The sequence below is a fragment of the Paenibacillus sp. FSL H7-0756 genome (assembly GCF_038006765.1).
In the GTDB taxonomy this organism is placed as follows: domain Bacteria; phylum Bacillota; class Bacilli; order Paenibacillales; family Paenibacillaceae; genus Paenibacillus_AQ.
The window spans coordinates 135,837-155,760 of sequence record NZ_JBBOVT010000001.1; the positions used below are offsets into that span (position 1 = coordinate 135,837).

Sequence of the window (19,924 nt, forward strand, 5' to 3'; positions counted from 1 at the left end):
TACCTTATGTCCCGTAATTTTGAATTACCCGCAGGTGAGGATGCGGTGCTTCGCTGTTCCCATTTTCCCGCCCAGGGAGAGGCCCGCAGTGTGATAGTCATCGCTCACGGCTATAAAGGCTTTAAGGATTGGGGGATGTTCCCGTATACGGCACAGGCGCTCAGCGACGAGCATGAAGTAATCACCTTCAACTTCTCCCATGCCGGCATCGGCGAGGATCTGCAGAATTTCACCGAGCTGGACAAATTCGCCCGCAACACCTACCAGCGTGAGATCAAGGATATGGAGATCCTGCTCTCTTATCTGAGCCAGCACCACAGGTTCGGCAGCCTCCCGCTGTTCCTGCTAGGGCATAGCCGCGGCGGGGGCGACTCACTCCTCTACGCACTGGATCATCCGGCAGAAATCGCCGGGGTCATCTCCTGGAACGGGATCACTAACCTGGATCTGTTCACAGAGCAGCAGAAGAGTGAGATGCGGGAAAAGGGCCGGACCCATGTGCTCAACGGACGGACCGGACAGCAAATGCCGCTGGATGCCATCATTATAGAGGATCTGGAGCAGCAGGCGGAGCGTTACCAGATTATGGAGCGGATGAAGCAGGCCAGCTTCCCGGCCGTTCTGATTCAAGGCAGTGAGGACGGAGAGCATCTGCGCCGCGGCTCCGGGCAATTGATCAGGCTGCGGCCGGATATTGAATGGGTGCAGATTCCAGGCGGCAATCATACCTTTTGCACCGTTCATCCTTTTGCCGGAACGACACCCCAGTTGGAACAGGCGATATCCGCTACCAGAGAATTCATCAACCGGGTACTGGCGAAGTAGATTCTTACTCTTACCAAAAAACCGCCGGAGCGTCTGCATCAAACACAGCGCCCCGGCGGCTCCGGCATAACCTGCTTAGATCCCCGGAATACTATCGCGCTTATGCGCCGTTCTCCGGAAGAAGCGCTCCAGCTTCTCAGCCGCTTCACGGCTGACGGTCTTCCCCTCCAGATAATCGCTGTTCTCCTCATAGGTGATTCCAAGCTCTGTCTCATCCGTCTGGCCCGGCCAGAGTCCGGCCGTCGGCGCTTTGGTCACGATATCCGCCGGCACGCCAAGTGCCGCAGCCAGCTGACGTACCTGCCGTTTGTTCAGGGAAGAGAGCGGTGTAATATCGACGGCACCATCGCCCCACTTCGTATAGAATCCGGTAATGGCTTCAGAAGCATGATCGGTACCCACCACCAGCAGATTGTTCTCAAAAGCAAGCGCATACTGCATCACCATCCGCGTTCTCGCTTTTACATTCCCCTTGCCCTGATGGGTAATATGCTTGTGCTGTCCCAGGGCCTTCAGGCTATGCTCGACCTCCAGGGCGATCTCGTTCACCGCTTCTTCGATATTGGTCTCCACCGTATGGGTCAACTCAAAAGCCCGGGCCACCGCATAGCTGTGCTCAATATCCTCCTGCTCCCCGTAGGGCTGGAATACCCCGAGTGTCATATACTCCTTGCCTTGCTCCGCCGTCAGCTCGTCCGTAGCCTGCTTGCACAGACCCGCAGCCACCGCGCTATCCACACCTCCGCTAATCGCAATCAGCAGACCTCTGGCCCCCGCCTGGAGCGCATACGCTTTCAGAAAATCTACACGCTTACGTATCTCCGCATCCGTATCAATTACCGGCTTAACTCCCAGCGTAGCAATAATCTCTTCCTGCAGACTCACAGGACCACCCCGTTTCTTAGAATTGTATTCCCTAGCCCTATTACAAGTAGAAAAAAAATCCCGCATGAGCCAAGCCTCCGGCTGACGGCTGGCTGATGCGGGATCATTACTTATTCATGCTGCTGCCCTCAGGCTGCAGTTCATTATTACTGGCACACACGGTCAAAAACTTCCTTCAGCTCCGCAGCAATCTCGGCGGCCGAACGGTCTTCCACACCGTGACGTTCGATGAAGTGAACCAGCTCGCCGTCTTTCATCAGGGCGATGGACGGGGATGATGGCGGATACGGAGCGAAATATTCACGTGCCTTGGCGGTAGCTTCCTTCTCCTGACCGGCAAATACGGTGAACAGGTGATCCGGCAGAATCTCGTTCTGCAGCGCCTGGGCTACCCCTGGACGGCACTGTCCGGCGGCACAGCCGCATACGGAGTTAACAACAACCAGCGAAGTTCCCTTGGCTGCCGGAAGGGCTGCTTCCACATCCTCCGGGGTCAACAGCTCCTGAAATCCGATGCTTGTCAGATCGTCGCGCATAGGTTGAATAGAATCTCTCATATATTGATTAAAAGACATGGACATTTCTCTGCACTCTCCTTCATCACTTGAATTGAGATACGGCCCTGGACCCGGATAACGTTACCGCGTTCCAGCACTACTTGCTAACTTTATTATACATACATACTCTGCGAAAGCAAGAGAAGCAGCCTGCTCCAGCCTGCCGCTGCACAGCCCCGAAACGGTGCCCGTCCTCCCGGAATCCGCTACATATATACAGGGCTCTGGAGCGCTCCCTCTCTGGATTCTACCGGAAAAGTAACGATGACCGAGGTCCCGCAACCGACCTCCGATTCTACCCGGATCGTCCCGTTATGCCGCTCTGCAATACTAAGACAGAGCGACAGGCCAAGACCTGTCCCCTGGCTCTTAGTGGTGAAGAACGGGGTGAACAATTGTTGCAGCTGGCTCTCGGGCATACCGCTTCCGGTATCCGTTATAATCAGCAGCACGGTATCCTCATGCTCACAGGCAGCCAGCGTCAGTACGCCCTTGGCCTCCATCGCCTCCATGGCGTTGCGGGCCAGATTCAGAATCAGCTGCTTAATCTCCCGGACATTGAGCTCTAGCAGCGGCATCGTAGGACTGATCTTCAGTTCTACACTTTGGCCGCGAAGATTGGCATCCGCCCAGATCAGCGGCGTAAGCTCCTCCAGAATAGGCTGGAGGCCGGCCGGCTCCTTGTCCGATACACGGGTCTGTGCCAGCGACAGAAAGTCATTGATGATGCTGTTGGCCCGGTCCAGCTCCTCCATAACAATATGATAATAGGAATGGAGATCCTCCGGGCTCTTTTCCCGCATCAGCTGCAGGAAGCCGCGTACTACCGCCATCGGGTTACGGATCTCGTGCGTAATTCCCGCAGCCATCTGCCCGACCAGCGACAGGCGCTCGACATTGTCAAGCTCGCTGCGGATTTTCTCCTCTTCCGTCAAATCCTGAATAATCATGACGACTCCGCCCGGCAGCCCTGATTCATGCTGGAGCGGCGCGGTAAAAATATGATAGGTCATCGAATCGACCCTGATCTTCGTATTGGAACGCTGTCTGCTGCGCAGAACGCCCTCTAACCGGGCCAGGGTAGCCTGATCCATGCTTTGGCCGAAGACCTCTCTTGCCGGACTCGACAAAATAACCTCTCTGGTCAACAGGGGGCAATGACGCTGCATCAGAGTCAGCATGTATTCATTCAGCTCCGTCACATACCCGTTGTCATCGAACTCCATAATATTCAGCGGCACCACATTCGTGATCTGCTGCAACTTCTCCGATTCCCACTGGAATTTCTCCGAGATTCCCTGCATCTGTATCTTGACCTGCAGCTTGTCCCAGGCCTTATCGATATAGACGATAAACAAGGCGCCCAGAATTAAGGCCGTCAAGGCATATAACCCGGCCAGGGCAGCTTCAGCAGGATGGATATTAAGGATGCTCCGGCCCTGCATATTCGGTACAATGACAATGAACAGCATGCTCGGAAAAAGCGCGCCCCACAGAATGCCGATTTTGCCGGGAATCGCGGATTTCTTGAACAGCCCGGACATGCCGAAGAGCAGCGGATACATCAGCACCCCTGTATTCAAGAAAAGATGCTCTATCCCTGACGGCATCGAAAATAATGCAGTACAGAAGAAGAAATACAGTGCCAGGTACACGCTGGAGGGCAGGTTACCATATAAGATCCCGATATAGGCCGGGAGAATCGCCAGATTCAAATAGACCACCCCGAACATCGTAGCCGATAGGGCCATGCACAGCGTAATGCCCAGCGCGCAGCAGATCATCAGAAAGATATGATCATCGGGGAACCTGATGTTCCGGCGCAGGGGATCGCCCCGGTCCAGCCTCCACTGAAAAAGAAACAGGAACATGCAGGCAGCTGATATTTGCAATAAAATATCCTTTACCGCATAAATAATTGCAATCACTCCTCAAATTGGTTAAAATTCCTTTTCCACTTAGATTAAAGCATAACCGCGCTTTCCTGACAACGATAATCAGGTTTCGACACTCAGGATCTGGCTACACTCCGTCTGGAATGGTATGATGCCGTTAATAGAGTGTAGCAATAAGCAAAAGGAGCAAATGAATGAATAGCTATGATGTAATCGTCATTGGAGGCGGCCCGTCCGGGCTGATGGCCAGCGTAGCCGCAGCCGGACACGGGGCGTCCGTACTTCTGATCGACAAAGGGGCGAAGCTCGGCCGCAAGCTGGGGATTTCGGGCGGCGGGCGCTGCAATGTTACCAATATAAAGGAGACCTCAGAGCTGATCGCCCATATACCGGGCAACGGCCGTTTTTTATACAGCTCGTTTGACCATTTCAACAACCGGGATATTATAGATTTTTTTGAGGGGCTGGGCATCGCCTTGAAGGAGGAGGATAACGGGCGGATGTTCCCTGTATCGGACAAGGCCGCAAGCGTAGTCTCTGCGCTAGTTGGCAAGGTCCGTAGTCTTGGCGTGCAGATCATGACGGACAGCCCGGTCCGTGAGGTGCTCTACGAGGAAGGGGCCGTCCGGGGCATCCGCCTGGAGTCAGGCAAGGCCTTCAGCGCGAAGGCTGTCATTATCGCCACCGGAGGCAAGTCCGTGCCGCAGACCGGATCTACCGGCGATGGGTACCCTTGGGCTGCCGCTGCCGGACATACGATCACGGAGCTGTTCCCGACTGAGGTCCCTATTCTCTCCAGGGAGCCGTGGATCAAATCCGGGGAGCTGCAGGGCTTGTCCCTCCGCGATGTCACGCTGAGCGTCTGGAATCTGAGGGGCAAGAAGGTGATCTCCCACCGGGGAGATATGATCTTCACCCATTTCGGCTTATCCGGCCCGATTGCGCTGCGCTGCAGCCAGTTCCTGCGCCAGGTTCAGCAGAAGTCGGGAACCGACACCGTGGAGATGTCCATCGACCTGTTCCCGGACCTGTCCCTCCAGGAGGCGGAATCTATGCTCCAGAATAAGCTCGATCTGGAGCCGAAGAAGGCTATCCGCAACTCGCTGAAGGGACTCCTGCCCGAGCGCCTGATCCCGCTGCTGCTGGCGAAGGGGGGGCTTGATGGGGAGATTACAGGCCATCATCTGCCCAAGACTGGCCTTGGGGCGCTGGCTGCCCTGGTGAAGAGGATGCCCGTTCAGGTTCATGGGACACGTTCCCTTGCGGAAGCCTTCGTGACCGGCGGGGGAGTTGCGCTCAAGGAGATCAACCCCAAGACCATGCAGTCCAAGCTGACCGCAGGCCTCTATTTCTGCGGTGAGATTCTTGATATTCACGGTTATACCGGCGGCTATAATATTACCGCTGCCTTCTCCACCGGCTATACGGCCGGCAAGCATGCGGCGGAGCAGTAAAAGCGGATAAGCAGCGCCTGTATGTAGCGGCTCCCTGGTGTGGCATCCGGGAAGCATATATCAGCCTCCGGAATGCTGCCATAACAGACCTAACAGCAAGAAGCCTTCCCCCGGCTTGTGGAGGAAGGCTTCTTGCTGTTATCTGGCAAACCTTATGACACTGAATATGCGGCCGATCCAGATTCCGGCGGCAGCCCCGACAGGGATGAAGATCAGCAAGCCCCACCAGCCGTAGGCCGGAATGCAGAGTACTGCTGAGCATAAGACGGCGAAGGGCGTCAGCAGGATAGGCATCGCCTTGGAACCGGCATCCGCCTTCTGCACCTTGGTGAACGGCAGAATGCCGATATAGTCATCCCCGGAGAACAGATTCCAGAAGGAGGTCAGCCAATAGGCCATCAGGCAAGTCAAGATGGCGTACAGCAGCCATTTCAGCACTACCGGCACAATAAATATTGCCACCAGCGACACCCCGGTGAATTGCAAATACAACTTGAGATGGGCCGGATTGCGCAGCATCGCCTTGATCCCTGCGGCGGCGAAGCGGCTCTCAGGCAACTTCGAAGCCAGCAGCGGCTGTGACTTGCGGAAGATCCAGGGCTTGTAGCGTGTCGGGCGCGGCTTATCCAGCACACGGCGCAGCAGAATCGCTGCAATGCTCATCCGCTGCTTGTAGTCCTCGCGCACATCATTCATGAACGTGCCGCGCAGGCGCAGGCGGGCTCTGAAGGCCAGGACGGTCACTGCCGCGTAGGCGGCAGCCGCAAGGAACAGAAGGGCCGGGCTGTCCTTCCAGAAGAGTGCGAGACGCAGGTAGATCCCGCAGGGTACGGCCACCGCCAGGATCAGCCACAGCCGGCGGCGGAAGCCCTGCCGCTGCACCTTGACGATATGGCCCAGCAGCTTAACGGCCCAACTGCAGGCTATCGTCAGCGCCAGCAAGCCATAGGCGCTTGCCGCGCTCAGATCATAGCCGCGGATCAGAAACGGCAGCAGAATGACGTATACCGCCGCCATCTTCAGCGCAGTTACCGCTAGACTATAGACCATTCCGCCCCTGAGGATCGTGCTGATCCAGTTCTGCCGCTGCCGCAGGAACAGCAGATCCCCTTCCTGGAGCAGCAGCACGATGCCTCCCGTAGCCAGCAGAATGGCCAGCAGCGAAGGCACGACCACAAAGGGGACATGGCTGAACCAGCCCGGAAGATCACCGTTCCAGTAGCCATAATAGAAGCGGCCCCCGAGGAGGCCCCCCGGGATGAGGATATACAGCAGGACTGTCCAGTCTACAGCCGTACGGATAATAGCCGTCTGCTCCCGGAAATGGGAGAACAGTCTTCGTCTTAAGAGATTCCTTGCAGCCGGGAACGCAAATGAATTCCGGCTCATGTTAATTCGTCGAAGCAATCAAACAGCGATCCCTCCGGCAGCCCCGCTTCCCCGCGTATCTCCGCAAGTGTCCCCTCGGCGGCAATTTTGCCTCCGGAGATCAGAATGAAGCTGTCGCAGATTTTCTCCGCTGTATCCAGAACATGCGTGGACATCAGCACCCCGGCACCGCGCTCCCGCTCCGCCTCCAGCAGCCGCAGGAAATCCTTGGTGGCCCTGGGATCAAGCCCGATGAACGGCTCATCCACTATATAGACATCCGGCTGTACCAGGAAGCCGAGCATGAGCATCATCTTCTGTTTCATCCCCTTGGAGAAGCCCGCCGGCAGATCATCCCGCACATGGGTCATGCTGAACTGTACCAGCAGCTGTTCCGCCGTAGACTCGAAGGCTTCATAGCTTAAGCCGTACGCGGCAGCGGCCAGATCCAAATGCTCCCACAGCGTAAGGTCCTCGTAGAATACCGGCTGCTCCGGTACGTAGGCGTAGGACTGGTTCTCGCCGCCCAGTTTCACCCGGGCCTTGGCATGCTTCAGCAGACCAAGCAGCGTCTTGATGGTAGTGCTTTTGCCGGCCCCGTTCGGTCCGATCAGTCCCAGCAGCTCACCCTTCTTCACCTGGAAGGAGATTCCTGAGATGCGGATGTCTCCTGCCTCATAGCCCGCTTCCTCAATCACCACATCAAGCACGGTATCCTCTTCATCCTCATCATCATCGTCGTCGTCGTAATACTTGTTGATCAGGTCCTCCGTCTGCTTCGGAGCCTTCTGTTCATCCAGACCTTCTGTCTCTTCCATCTCTATCTCCATCCCCTGTATCATCATTGAATATAATGCGATCATAGCACCATAGACAGGCCTTTGCTGCAATAATTTTCACCCTTCACCCGTCCCGCAGTCTGTAGCCTTCATTATACGGACTACCGGTGGCCGACTTCAAATTTCGCACAGGTATACATTTTTTTAGCACCTTCAAAAGATTGTTCAATTTTTTATTATTAAAAGTGTGCTTATTGTGACAAATGACATGTTCTTCAATCTTTGTTTGACGTATTGTAAAACTAGATATCAGGAAGCAAGTATTCCAAACCGTGCGGATAAGCCCGTACGATTAACAATAGAGGTGGAGAAGCATGATACAATCCTATGAACGCGATACTCAGTTGACCCTGCATTTGTACAGAGTTTTTGCCAAGTCCTTCAAGAGCATTAACGAGCATGCTGTAACCGGCAGCAAGATCGAAGGCTTCAACCCGACCGCCTTCGCAGTTATGGAGGTTCTCTATTACAAAGGATCGCAGCCGATCCAGCAGATCGGTGCCAAGCTGCTGCTTCAGAGCGGCAACGTTACTTATGTGATCGACAAGCTGGAAGAACGCGGGTACCTGCAGCGCAAGCCTTGCCCTAGTGACCGCCGCGTTATTTTTGCCGAGCTGACTACAGAGGGCGAACGTCTGATGAACGAGATGTATCCGAAGTACTCGGAGCGCCTGCATCTGGCCTTCAGCGGACTCAGCGACGAAGAGAAGGAACAGATGATTGTGCTGCTGAAGAAGATGGGCCTGCAAGCCGAGAAGCTTTCCCCGCTCCCGCGCAAATAAGGGTAGTTGAGGAATCAGCGGTTGTGAATCTATTCACTAATTCAGCCGAATATGGGTTGTTCCAAAAAGCATGAAACAGCTGCTTGGAACAGCCCTTTGTTTTTTTCGCATACAATAATCAGGACAATCCGTGCTAAGACTTCAAGCTTAACGCTTCGACGGTGTGCTTGCTTCCTGTATGGAAGGCACCCCTTGGTCAAGACGCACCGAGATCACCAGGGAGATCACAGCGAACACCGCCATTACGATGAACAGGGAGTGCAGACCGCCCTCCAGCGCACCTTGCAGACTGCTCCAGGCTTCCTTAGGCAGTACGCTTCCGCTATGCGGGTTAAGCAGCTGGTTGATATCCGCGCCGGAGGCGGCGGCTCCCGGCTGTTCCGCCAGCTTACGGTCAATGCTGAAGTTCAGCCACGAACCGAAGATCGCCACCCCCACCGTCTGCCCGAGTGAGCGGGTGAAGGTGTTCAGTGCCGTAGACGCACCGCGCTGCTCATGCTGCACCGAGGACTGGGCGATAATGGTGAAGACGGTCGAGGCATAGCCGAAGCCCACCCCGCAGCACAGCATCAGTATCAGAAGCAGCAGCTGGGAGGAGTCTGCATTCATCAGCGTTAGTCCGACAGCCGCGATAACAATCAGTGACAAGCCGAGCATTCCCGTGCGGCGCGTGCCTGCGCGCAGAATCATCCGCCCGCCCGCAATGGAGCCCAGCATCCAGCCGACCGACATCGGTGCCAGGAGCAGGCCTGAGAGGGCGGCGCTTTTGCCGAATACACCCTGTACCCACAGCGGAACATACGTAGACAGGCCGATAATGAGCGTACTGACCAGCAGATTCGCACCTGTAGAGACTGCAATATTACGGATGGAGAACAGCTCCAGCGGCAGCATCGGCTCGGCGGCCCGGCGCTCCACGAACAGGAACACCACCAGCAGCAGGACAGCCGCGAGGAGAATAGCCAGGAGCAGCGGAGAAGTCCAAGGCAGACTCTGCCCCCCTGTCGTCAGACCAAACAGCAGCGCCCCCATCCCTGCAGCGAACAGCAGCACTCCGGCTACATCGATCTTCGTCTTGCGACGGACCTTCTCTTCCTTCAGGTAACGCGAGATGAAGATAATCGACAGCAGGCCGAAGGGCAGATTGAACACGAATACCCAGCGCCAGCTTAAGTAATCCACTACATAACCGCCAAGCAGCGGTCCGACCAGCGAAGAAATTCCCCACACCGAGCTAAGCAGCCCCTGCGTCTTCGCCCTTTCCTTCAGGCTATAGATATCTCCGATAATGGTAAAAGTCATCGGAATCAGCGCCCCGGCACCGATCCCCTGAATCCCCCGGTAAATGATCAGCTGTTCCATACTCTGCGAGATCCCGCATAACAGCGAGCCTGCGAGGAAGACTACAGCGCCGCCTATGAACACGGGCTTCCTCCCGATCAGATCACTCAGCTTACCAAAAATCGGCGTGGTCACTGCCATCGCCAGCAGATAAGCTGTAAAGATCCAGCTCAGCCACTGCATCCCCTGAAAATCCCCTACGATAGCCGGTCCCGCCGGACCCGTTACCGTCCCTTCAATCGCTGCCAGAAATGTAGCCAGCAGTACGCCTGTCAATATTAACTTTCGCTGCTTTTCCCCCAGTGAACTCAATGAATCCATACCCTCTCTCTATGTTCTCTCTGTTCTCTCTCCTGCGCCCGTATCGCCTTGCAGCAGGGAGTACATCACTACATCCTGATAGCCGGACGCCGTATGCCGGTATTGCCGCAGAAGCCCTTCCTGCCGGAAGCCAAGTCCCGTGAGCAGCCGCTCTGCGCGAAGGTTGTCCGGGTGGCACAGGGCTTCCATCCGGTTCAGCCCCATGCTCTGAAAGCCGAACGCAAGCACCAGCTCCAGCGCTTCCCGCATGTACCCCCGGCGCATGGCTGCCGGTGACAGCTCGAAGCCGATCTCTCCCCGGTAAGCGCCTTGAAGCTGCCAGTGGTTATAGCCGCAGCTGCCGATGACACTGCCTTCCGGGTCAAGGATGCTCCAGCGCAGGCTCTCTTCCTCCGCGGCCCACTCCGCCAGCAAGGCAATCAGTGCTTCTGCATCCTCCACAGAGGACAGAGGCGGGCCATCCAGCCAAGGCGCTACCGCCGGATGGCTCCAAATCCCGAACAGCGCCTGCGCGTCCGCAGGCAGCATCGCCCGCAGATGCACCCTCCGTCCGCTTAATTCCGGGATAACCCCTCCGCACACATACATGTTCCCGTCCCCTTTCAACCCTACCAGTATACATCTTATTCTGCCCGGGCGGCGCGTTTACCTGTCACTTCCGCTTACCCATCACAAACAGCGTCTGACCCTATGGCTTGCCGCCACACGGTCAGACGCTGTACCTTATACCAAATGTTATGTTACATTCCGTGCAGCAGCATTCAGAATTAACCCGACGCACCCGCTGCCTTAACCGGCTTAAGCACTTCGGTGCACAGTACCCCAAGCTTGGCCTGAATGGCTTTGAATTCTTCGATTCCCGTTCCCGTGACACTATAAGCGTCGCCATGGGCGGTGAGGAAATTCTCCTGGGTCAGCCGTTCCAGCTCCTGTTTCACTTCGCGCTCCGCCACCCGGTACCCCAGGTTCTCCAGCTCCGGCAGCATTTCCGTTAGTGTCAGATCCTTCTCATGTGCACAATATAGCATATGGATTCCAATAAACAAGTTCTGTACATCAGCGCGCATGTTTCACTCCTTCTGGCTACCTAGCCTGCTGTATTTATAAAAGCATTACCCTGCCCTGAGTTCCCGGAAACATCCTCACTTCAAGGGTTCTTACTTCTTCCTCTTCTTCCACTAAGCGGAAATACCTGTTAATCCTTGATTGTACTTGACGTATCACGCTTCCCTGTACTATCTTGATAGTTAACAGTTATGGGATTCATACTGACTCAAGGTACAGGAAGGTGATGCTTCATGTTTCAAGCCATGCCTTATGATGGCACTCGCAGCGAACGGTTCGAGGCCGTTCTCAGCCAGCTCGGGGCACTGATGGAGGGTGAACCGAACGCCATTGCCAACTTGGCCAACGCTTCGGCGCTGTTAAAGCTCTCTCTGCCGGACACCAACTGGACCGGTTTCTACTTGTTTGACGGCAAAGAGCTGGTGCTCGGACCCTTCCAGGGACTTCCGGCCTGCATCCGGATTCCGATGGGCCGCGGTGTCTGCGGAACCGCAGCCGCTGAACGCCGCACACTAGTGGTCGGCGATGTCCATGCCTTCCCGGGGCATATTGCCTGTGATGCTGCCTCTAACAGTGAAATAGTTGTTCCGCTGGTCAAAGGGGACACCCTTTATGGCGTATTGGATATCGACAGCCCGCTCAAGCACCGCTTCGACGACGAGGAGCGCCGCTTCCTCGAACGGTTCGCAGCCATGGTATCCGAGGTGCTGTAAAGCTAGCCTTCATTATCAGCAGCAAATAAGCCCTGAAACTCAAAATAACCCCGCAAAGTGGAGCTTAGCTTTGATGATGACTCAGGTACTTTGCGGGGACCCCAAAACATATCAATTCTTATCTATCAAAAAAGCCGCCCCACCGCAGGAATGATTCCTGGATGGGGCGGCTTTTGCTGCTCTGGTTACACCGCCCGAAGCTGCGGCTATGAAGCTGCAGGCCGTACCTATGGCGTTACAGCCGGACCGGATCGATATGCCAGATCTCGGCGGCGTAGCGGCTAATCGTGTTGTCGCTGGAGAACTTGCCGGAATGGCCGATATTGATGATGGACTTCTTCAGCCACTCCTTCTGATTCCGGTAAGCCAGGTCAATCTTGACATGGGTCTCCACATAGCTGGCGAAATCCTTAAGCACGAAGAATTCGTCATTGTTGTCAATCAGCGACTGGAAGAGCGTATCGAACTCCTGGGCATGGGAACTGAAGGGGCCTGGGACGATTAGCTGATCCAAGACTTCTTTTACCCGGCCGTCGCCATTGTAAATATCACGGGCGTGGTATCCGCCGTACTGGTAATAATCAAGTACCTGCTCTGCACGGAGGCCGAACAGGAACATATTATTGTCCCCTACCATCTCATGCATTTCCACATTAGCCCCGTCCATGGTTCCAATCGTCAGCGCACCGTTCATCATGAACTTCATATTGCCGGTACCGGAGGCTTCCTTGCTCGCCGTGGAGATCTGCTCGCTGACATCAGCGGCCGGAATAATCTTCTCCGCCAGCGATACAGAATAATTCTCCAGGAAGAAGATACGGATCTTCCCGTTAATGTCCGGGTCTTTGTTCACTACATCAGCCACCGTATTGATCAGTTTAATGATCCGCTTGGCCAGATGATAGCTTGGAGCAGCCTTGGCACCGAAGATGAAGGTCCGCGGCACGATATTAATGGATGGATTATCCTTGATCTGATTATACAAATGCATAATATGAAGCACGTTCAGCAGCTGACGCTTATAGGCATGCAGGCGCTTGACCTGTACATCGAAGATCGAGTCAGGATCTACCGCAATACCGTGCTTTTTCGTGATATATTCAGCCAGGTGCAGCTTGTTGCGGCGTTTGATGGCGGCCACCTGCTCCTGGAAGGAGGCATCCTCACTGTATTTGATCAGTCCGATCATCTCCTGGGGCTGATGCATCCAGCGGGTGCCGATCGACTCGCTGATCAGTCCGGCAAGCTCGGGATTGGCATGCTGCAGCCAGCGGCGGTGCGTAATGCCGTTGGTCTTGTTATTGAAGCGGTGCGGATACATCTCATTGAACAGCCGCATCTCACGCTTTTGCAGAATCTCCGTATGCAGCGCCGCTACACCGTTGACACTGTGGCTGGCGACAATCGCCAGATGTGCCATGCGTACCTGATCGTCATGGATGATCGCCATCTGATTGATCCGGTCCTGGTCTCCAGGATATTTGCTCATCAGCTCGCCGCAGAAGCGGGCGTTAATCTCTTCAATAATCAGGAAGATGCGCGGAAGCAGCTCTCTGACCATGCCGATCGGCCACTTCTCCAGGGCTTCGCTCAGAATGGTATGGTTAGTATACGATACCATCCGGGTAGTCATGCTCCAGGCCTGATCCCAGCCCAGATTATAGACATCCATCAGAATGCGCATCAGCTCAGGGATCACCAGCGTAGGGTGAGTGTCATTGATATGCAGGGCTACCTTGTCAGGCAGGCTGTCAATCGGCAGGCCTGTCTTGGCGAAGGTCCGGATAATACTCTGCAGGCCGGCACTGCACATGAAGTACTGCTGCTTCAGACGAAGCAGCTTGCCTTCGTACTGGGAATCATCGGGATACAGGAATTCAGAGATGGACTCCACCGAACGCTTGTATTCCAGGAATTTGTGATAATCCGTACCGCCCTGAGCACCGAAAACTCTCGATGGCTGGGTGATGGACTCGGCACTCCAGTTCCGCAGCGTGTTCACATGTCTGCGGTCTGCACCGATAACCGGGATATCATACGGAACCGCCCGTACAGCCTCATAATCCTTGTGCTCGAACACAAGCTCATCATTCTCCCAGCGGGTGTCCACATGTCCCCAGAAATGCACCTCTACCTGCTTATCTTCACGGCGGACTTCCCACACGTTATCATTCTGCAGCCAGTAATCCGGGAGCTCCACCTGATAGCCGTCTACAATCTTCTGCTCGAACAAGCCGTATTTATAACGGATGCCGCAGCCGTGTCCTGCATATTGCAGGGAAGCGAGCGAATCCAGGAAGCAGGCGGCCAAGCGCCCGAGCCCCCCGTTGCCCAGGCCGGCATCGGCTTCGACCTCTTCGATATCCTGCAGACAGAATCCCAGATCCGCAAGGCCCTCGCGAACGACCTCCAGCACACCCATGTTCAGCAGGTTATTGCCCAGCAGCCTGCCGATCAGGAATTCCATGGAGAAATAGTATACCTGCTTATCCTTGTCGATCTTGAACTTCTGATTGGTGGCCGCCCAGTCCTTACCGGCATTCTCGCGGATCATGTTGCCGAGAATATTATAAATGTCGGCGTTCGAAGCTTCTTCAAGCGGCTTGCCTAATTTCCCGATGAGTTTCTCGCGGAACACTTGTTTGAAAGTCTCTTTATCGTTGAACAACAGCAGGTTCCTCCTTACAGAATGCATGTATTTGTTGATAATAGTGCCTATTACAACACTGGATCAGAAGAAATGCCCCTAGCGGCACATTTCCCCTGATCCAGATATTATATCTTGCTGCTCTTGGCTATGACAAATGGACGCCTGCTGTCTCCAACGAGTATCCGGTCTTTGCTGAGATGCACATCTTTGTCCATAATAACATTCTCAATCACGGCATTCTCTTCAATGACGCATTTCTGCATAATCACAGAATTAATAATTCTCGCACCCTTACGAATCTGTACGCCCCGGAAAATAACGCTGTTCTCCACCGACCCGGCGATTACACAGCCGTTGGCCACCAGCGAGTTGCTGACCGACGCGCTATCCAGATAACGGGTAGGCGCTTCGTATTTAATCTTGGTCTGTACCGGATTCTCTTTGAACAGGCCGAAGTAATTCTCCTGCTTCAGCAGCTCCAGGCTGTTCTTATAGTAGCTCTCCAGGGAATTGATAACGGCATGATAACCCTTATATTCATAGCCGGAAATTTTGAATTTGTGGCGGTTCTTCTGAATCGCATCGCGGAAGAAATAGCTCTCGCCATGGGCGATACAATGCTCCACCTGCTCCAGGAACAGCTTCTTCTCCATAATAAAGATGTCCAGATACACATTCGGATGATGCTTCTCATGGTGAATATTCGTAACGAGGTTGTCGTCATTAAGCTCGACCCGCAGGCAGGGGTCATGCTCGGGCAGAAGCTCATCGATCTGCTTGTAGACCATCGTTACGTCTGCACCCTGTTCCAGGTGATACTGATAGAGGTCCTGCAGATCCACCGTGTTGATATGCTGGCTGCCGGAGAAGACGATATATTTGGCCGCAGCCCTTTTGAAGAAATCGAGATTGTTATGATAATGCTGGAGATCGCCGATGGAAGTGTCCGTAGGGTCATTCCAGTCCGGCGGCAGGATGAACAGTCCGCCATGCTTGCGGTTCATATCCCACGATTTGCCGTCGCCCAGATGATCCATCAGTGAGCGGTATTTGCGGCGGACGAACAGCCCTACGCTCTCCAGCTCCGCACGCATCATGTTCGACAAGACGAAGTCGATCAGCCGGTAACGGCTGGCGAAGGGGACCGCTGCTCCGCAGCGGAAATAGGTCAATTCATTGAGATTATCCAGTTCATGATCAAGATTAATTACGCCCATAAGCTCTTTCATCGTTAATCCCCCGTCCTCTTGTGGTTATATGGTTTTGGCTGCTACAGATTTGAGCTTCTTGCTTCGTCTGTCGATCAGTAGAATTTCATCCTCATTCTCCCGGTCGACGCCGATTTCCATATTATCCTCAATGACCGTGTTCTGACTGATGATCGCTTTGTGAATTCTCACGTTCTTGCCGATCTTCACCTTGGGCATAATGACAGAATCGGTAATTACACTGCCTTCGCCAACTTCTACCCCGTAGAAGAGTACCGAATGCTTCACCTCGCCATGCACAATGCAGCCCTCATTAATAATGCAGCTCGATACCTTGGCTCCCGGTGCCACATATTGTGCAGGCTGATTTGGATTGCGGGTGAAAATTCTCCAGCCGGTATCATTCAGGTTCAGGGGAGGTGTATCGCTCAGAAGATCCATATTCGCTTCCCACAGGCTATCTACCGTACCCACATCTCTCCAGTAGCCTTCAAATGGATAAGCATACAGGGATTGGCCTTCACCCAGCATCATCGGTATAATATCTTTGCCGAAGTCATGCGACGAGTCGGTGTTCTCTCCGTCCTCAAGCAGATGTTTGCGCAGAACATCCCATTTGAAAATATATACACCCATAGAGGCAAGCGTGCTCTTAGGCTGGGCCGGCTTCTCATCAAACTCGTAAATTTTGAGATCATCTTCTGTATTCAATATGCCGAAGCGGCTCGCTTCCTCCAGCGGTACGTCAATGACCGAGATGGTGCAGTCAGCGTTCTTGGATTTGTGATATTGCAGCATGGCATGATAATCCATCTTGTAAATATGGTCTCCCGACAGGATTAACACATGCTCCGGATCGAACTGATCCACGAACTTGAGATTGCGGTAGATCGCATCTGCCGTTCCCCGGTACCAGCTGCTTCCGTTCTCCCGTTCATGCGGAGGCAAGACGAATACGCCGCCATCCTTGCGGTTCAGGTCCCAGTCGCTGCCGACCCCGATATACGAATGCAGCACCAGCGGTTCATATTGTGTCAGCACACCCACGGTATCGATGCCTGAATTCGAGCAGTTACTTAGAGGGAAATCGATGATGCGGTAGGTTCCTCCGAAATATACAGCCGGTTTGGCAATCGATTTGGTCAAACTTTTCAATCTTTTCCCTTGGCCTCCCGCCAATAGCATGGCTACCATCTCTTTTTTCTTCATGGAAGAGCCTCCTTGACTTATGGGTAATGTAACATGTAATAAATTAGGTTGAATGAGTTATGCTGTGAAGTGTAGACCTAAATAGATACCCTAAAAAGAAGTGTTATGAAAAGATGTAGCCCAAAAGAAATGCAGTGACAGGATGAATACGAATTATACGGGGAGGAAAACAGCTGAACAGGACCGGTTACCGGTTAAGCAGAGTGATAAAGCGCAAAAACCAGCTTGTATCCTTATATTCTAAAGTGTTCTAGATCCGCCGTCAAAACCCTTTATTGCCTGCCTTAAACTTTAAATTTATAACTATTTTTCAGATGAATGGCGTTAATATATTTCTATAATAAGATAACCATTATGATTAACCGCAATCGGCCGGAATGAATCGAATCCGTGGCTCCAAAGGCCTATTTTCAGCAAACGTTCAACCGGGGAATTCATAATATGGACATACTACACTAACTATACTTACTTAAAATGGAGGAAATGCTAATGAAAGCGCCACAAGGTGTCCGGCTACTCTTGGTGGATGATGAGCCTCATATCCTTCAGTTTCTGGAGCTGGGCCTAATGAACGAAGGCTTTGAGGTACAGACCGCCGCAGATGGCGCTGAAGCCCTGGCAGCGGCAGCCGACTTCAAGCCGCATGTTGTTATCCTTGATGTAATGATGCCCGGCATGGACGGATTCGAGGTCTGCCGGTGCCTCCGTTCCGAGGAAGCGGAGGTGGCGATCATCATGCTGACCGCCAAGGATGAGGTGGACGACCGCGTGACGGGCCTGTCTCTGGGCGCAGATGATTACATGGTGAAGCCGTTCAGCTTCGAGGAGCTGCTGGCCCGGATTCAGGCCCGGCTGCGCAACCAGTTCCCCGGCCTGCTCGGCGAGGTCCGGTACGGCCCCTTCCGGATTGACGGCCGCCGCAAGGAGATCCGCCATAAGGATGAGGTGCTGGAGCTGTCTCCGACTGAATATGAGCTGCTGCAGTATCTGGTAATTAACCACGGGCTGGTCCTGAGCAAGCCGATGATTCTCGACAAGGTGTGGGGCTATGACTTCGGCGGGGAGGAGAATATCGTGGAGGTCTATATCCGCTCCCTCCGGGAGAAGCTCGGCGACAAGGAGCACCGGATCATCCGCACCCTGCGCGGGGCCGGGTACCGGGTGGATCTGGTATGACTGCCCGGACCCGTAGATTCACGGGCAGATTCCATGCTCCGCCTTCCCTGCGCAAGCAGCTGCTCGCCGCCTCGCTGCTCATTCTCTCAGGATTGCTTATACTGATTGGCACACTCCAGTATGTACTCATGCGGAATTTCATATACAGCAACCGGGCAGAGGCGATGGAGACCCAGATACGCTCTGTGCCATTTGAAATCTTCAATAATGCAGGTAACAGACGGCCCGGGGGAGACCGGCGCCCCCTGCTGCTCGACGCCCATACTACCCTCGCTATCTATAATCAGGACGGCAGCTTTATGGATTTGAAGGAGGAGACCCTGTCTGCTTCGCCTGCACCGAGAATGAGTAATGAGGCCTATGACCAGCTGTTGAAGCTCCCCCAGGACAAGAGGGGCGGGAGTTACCAGCTGATTACCGCCGGGGATGGCAGCCGGCATCTGGCGGTCTTCATGAATCTCGGCAGGCCCGGTGCTGCCCGGATGCTCCTGCAGATGACGGTGGAGACCGGACCGCTGAAGGATGTCATCCTGCAGCAGCTGCTTATCTTCGGCGCATTGTCGGTAACGGCTCTGCTGGCCGGGCTGCTGCTGTATTTGCCTGCCCTGCGCAAAACGCTGGTCCCCTTATCCAACATGGGGCGTTCAGCCCAGATTATTGATGCCGGCAACCTGAATGTGCGGTTCCCTGAGGAGCAGGGCCAGCTTGAGATCGACCAGCTCGCCCAGTCCTTCAACGGCATGCTGGAGCGGCTGGAGATTTCGTTCAAGAATGAGCGGGAGGCGAAAGAGCAGATGCGCCGGTTCGCTGCAGATGCTTCCCATGAGCTGCGGACGCCGCTGACATCCATCTACGGCTTCCTGGAGGTACTTCTGCGCGGAGCTGCCGATAACCGGGAACAGCTCTACAGCGCGCTGAACAGCATGCACGGTGAAGCCAAACGCATCAACAAGCTGGTGGAGGACCTGCTTCTGCTCGCCCGGATGGACGGCGCGCCACGGCTGCGGGTCAAGCAGGTACTGCTGGGCGAGCTGATCGACGACATGCAGGCGCAACTCCGGGTGCTGGCCGGAGAGCGTCAGGTCGTCTTCGACCTGGCCTGCGGCATCCGTTGCCTGGTTGATCCTGACCAGATCAGACAGGTCCTTCTTAATCTATTCCACAATGCGGTTCAGCATACCGATGCGCTCAAGGGCATCATCCATATATCGCTGCACGCTGAGGGAGAACGGGCAGAGCTGACCGTGAAGGATAACGGCTCCGGCATCTCTGCGGAGCATCTCCCGCATGTCTTCGACCGCTTCTACCGCAGCGATTCCTCCCGCACACGCAAATACGGCGGCTCCGGGCTTGGATTATCGATTACGAGGTCCATTGCCGAAGCGCATCAGGGAGACGTTACTGTATCCAGCACCCCGGGTGAGGGGGCTGCCTTTAAGATCTTTCTTCCCTGCCTGCGGGATTAGCCAATGAGCTGTAAATAGCGATATAATAGTAAGCAGGAATGAAGCGAGTCTTGCGATGTGATTCAATGAGGCTTATGCTATCAAAACTTAGGCATATGCTTCCGAAGCAAGTTTTGCGATGTGATTCAATGAAGAGTATGCTATCAAAACTTAGGCATATGCTTCCGAAG

Annotated in this window: 17 protein-coding genes; 6 read left to right on the forward strand and 11 right to left on the reverse strand. The window is 54.4% G+C overall.

The features are described 5' to 3' along the window. The first annotated feature begins 6 nt into the window (after positions 1-6). Positions 7-825 carry an alpha/beta hydrolase family protein gene (locus tag NST04_RS00555; RefSeq protein WP_341182726.1) on the forward strand — a complete coding sequence of 273 codons (819 nt, stop codon included), beginning with the start codon at positions 7-9 and terminating at the stop codon, positions 823-825. 75 nt (positions 826-900) lie between these two features. Here NST04_RS00555 and nadE read toward each other — a convergent pair whose 3' ends face one another. The 3 genes from nadE to NST04_RS00570 all read right to left on the reverse strand — a co-directional run bounded on the left by nadE (position 901) and on the right by NST04_RS00570 (position 4,159). Continuing rightward, positions 901-1,710: an ammonia-dependent NAD(+) synthetase gene (gene nadE / locus NST04_RS00560; RefSeq protein ID WP_341182727.1), complete on the reverse strand. Its 810-nt coding sequence runs from the start codon at positions 1,708-1,710 to the stop codon at positions 901-903. 146 nt (positions 1,711-1,856) lie between these two features. Beyond that, on the reverse strand, positions 1,857-2,291 hold the full coding sequence (locus tag NST04_RS00565) for a BrxA/BrxB family bacilliredoxin (protein ID WP_341182728.1): 435 nt from the start codon (positions 2,289-2,291) through the stop codon (positions 1,857-1,859). 182 nt (positions 2,292-2,473) lie between these two features. Continuing rightward, positions 2,474-4,159: an ATP-binding protein gene (locus NST04_RS00570; protein WP_341182729.1), complete on the reverse strand. Its 1,686-nt coding sequence runs from the start codon at positions 4,157-4,159 to the stop codon at positions 2,474-2,476. A 197-nt stretch (positions 4,160-4,356) separates the two neighbouring features. Here NST04_RS00570 and NST04_RS00575 point away from each other — a divergent pair, with 197 nt between their 5' ends. Then, positions 4,357-5,616, forward strand: coding sequence for a BaiN/RdsA family NAD(P)/FAD-dependent oxidoreductase (locus tag NST04_RS00575; protein ID WP_341182730.1), 1,260 nt, complete (start codon positions 4,357-4,359; stop codon positions 5,614-5,616). 138 nt (positions 5,617-5,754) lie between these two features. Here NST04_RS00575 and NST04_RS00580 read toward each other — a convergent pair whose 3' ends face one another. Both NST04_RS00580 and NST04_RS00585 read right to left on the reverse strand, forming a co-directional pair. Beyond that, a complete protein-coding gene (locus NST04_RS00580) occupies positions 5,755-7,005 on the reverse strand; it encodes an ABC transporter permease (RefSeq protein ID WP_341182731.1) in 1,251 nt (416 codons plus the stop codon). Then, positions 7,002-7,802 (reverse strand): ABC transporter ATP-binding protein, encoded by an 801-nt coding sequence (locus NST04_RS00585; protein WP_341182732.1) that lies wholly within the window; start codon positions 7,800-7,802, stop codon positions 7,002-7,004. The genes NST04_RS00580 and NST04_RS00585 overlap by 4 nt, the downstream gene beginning before the upstream one ends. A 335-nt stretch (positions 7,803-8,137) precedes the next feature. On the opposite strand from NST04_RS00585, the gene NST04_RS00590 reads away from it, so the two are divergent. Further along, entirely contained in the window at positions 8,138-8,605 is a 468-nt protein-coding gene (locus NST04_RS00590; protein WP_340757330.1) for a MarR family winged helix-turn-helix transcriptional regulator, read from the forward strand. A 147-nt stretch (positions 8,606-8,752) separates the two neighbouring features. Here the strand turns inward: NST04_RS00590 and NST04_RS00595 are convergent, their stop codons facing one another. From NST04_RS00595 to NST04_RS00605, 3 genes are all read right to left on the reverse strand, one after another. Beyond that, positions 8,753-10,267, reverse strand: coding sequence for an MDR family MFS transporter (locus NST04_RS00595; protein WP_341182733.1), 1,515 nt, complete (start codon positions 10,265-10,267; stop codon positions 8,753-8,755). A gap of 9 nt (positions 10,268-10,276) precedes the next feature. Next, positions 10,277-10,855: a GNAT family N-acetyltransferase gene (locus tag NST04_RS00600; protein ID WP_341182734.1), complete on the reverse strand. Its 579-nt coding sequence runs from the start codon at positions 10,853-10,855 to the stop codon at positions 10,277-10,279. A gap of 179 nt (positions 10,856-11,034) precedes the next feature. Beyond that, a complete protein-coding gene (locus tag NST04_RS00605) occupies positions 11,035-11,334 on the reverse strand; it encodes a hypothetical protein (protein ID WP_036700151.1) in 300 nt (99 codons plus the stop codon). Positions 11,335-11,565: 231 nt separating this feature from the next. On the opposite strand from NST04_RS00605, the gene NST04_RS00610 reads away from it, so the two are divergent. Next, entirely contained in the window at positions 11,566-12,045 is a 480-nt protein-coding gene (locus NST04_RS00610; RefSeq protein ID WP_341182735.1) for a GAF domain-containing protein, read from the forward strand. Positions 12,046-12,280: 235 nt separating this feature from the next. On the opposite strand, the gene NST04_RS00615 is transcribed toward NST04_RS00610, so the two are convergent. The 3 genes from NST04_RS00615 to NST04_RS00625 all read right to left on the reverse strand — a co-directional run bounded on the left by NST04_RS00615 (position 12,281) and on the right by NST04_RS00625 (position 17,112). After that, positions 12,281-14,713 (reverse strand): glycogen/starch/alpha-glucan phosphorylase, encoded by a 2,433-nt coding sequence (locus NST04_RS00615; protein ID WP_341182736.1) that lies wholly within the window; start codon positions 14,711-14,713, stop codon positions 12,281-12,283. Between the two features lie 107 nt (positions 14,714-14,820). Next, entirely contained in the window at positions 14,821-15,924 is a 1,104-nt protein-coding gene (glgD, locus tag NST04_RS00620; protein WP_341182737.1) for a glucose-1-phosphate adenylyltransferase subunit GlgD, read from the reverse strand. 24 nt (positions 15,925-15,948) lie between these two features. Next, positions 15,949-17,112 (reverse strand): glucose-1-phosphate adenylyltransferase, encoded by a 1,164-nt coding sequence (locus NST04_RS00625; RefSeq protein ID WP_341182738.1) that lies wholly within the window; start codon positions 17,110-17,112, stop codon positions 15,949-15,951. Between the two features lie 489 nt (positions 17,113-17,601). Between NST04_RS00625 and NST04_RS00630 the strand changes: the two genes are divergently transcribed. Continuing rightward, on the forward strand, positions 17,602-18,288 hold the full coding sequence (locus tag NST04_RS00630; protein WP_341182739.1) for a response regulator transcription factor: 687 nt from the start codon (positions 17,602-17,604) through the stop codon (positions 18,286-18,288). Beyond that, the gene (locus NST04_RS00635; protein ID WP_341182740.1) at positions 18,285-19,754 is read left to right on the forward strand and encodes a sensor histidine kinase; all 1,470 of its coding nucleotides are present in this window, start codon (positions 18,285-18,287) and stop codon (positions 19,752-19,754) included. Before NST04_RS00630 ends, NST04_RS00635 begins: the two co-directional genes overlap by 4 nt. Positions 19,755-19,924 lie beyond the last annotated feature (170 nt).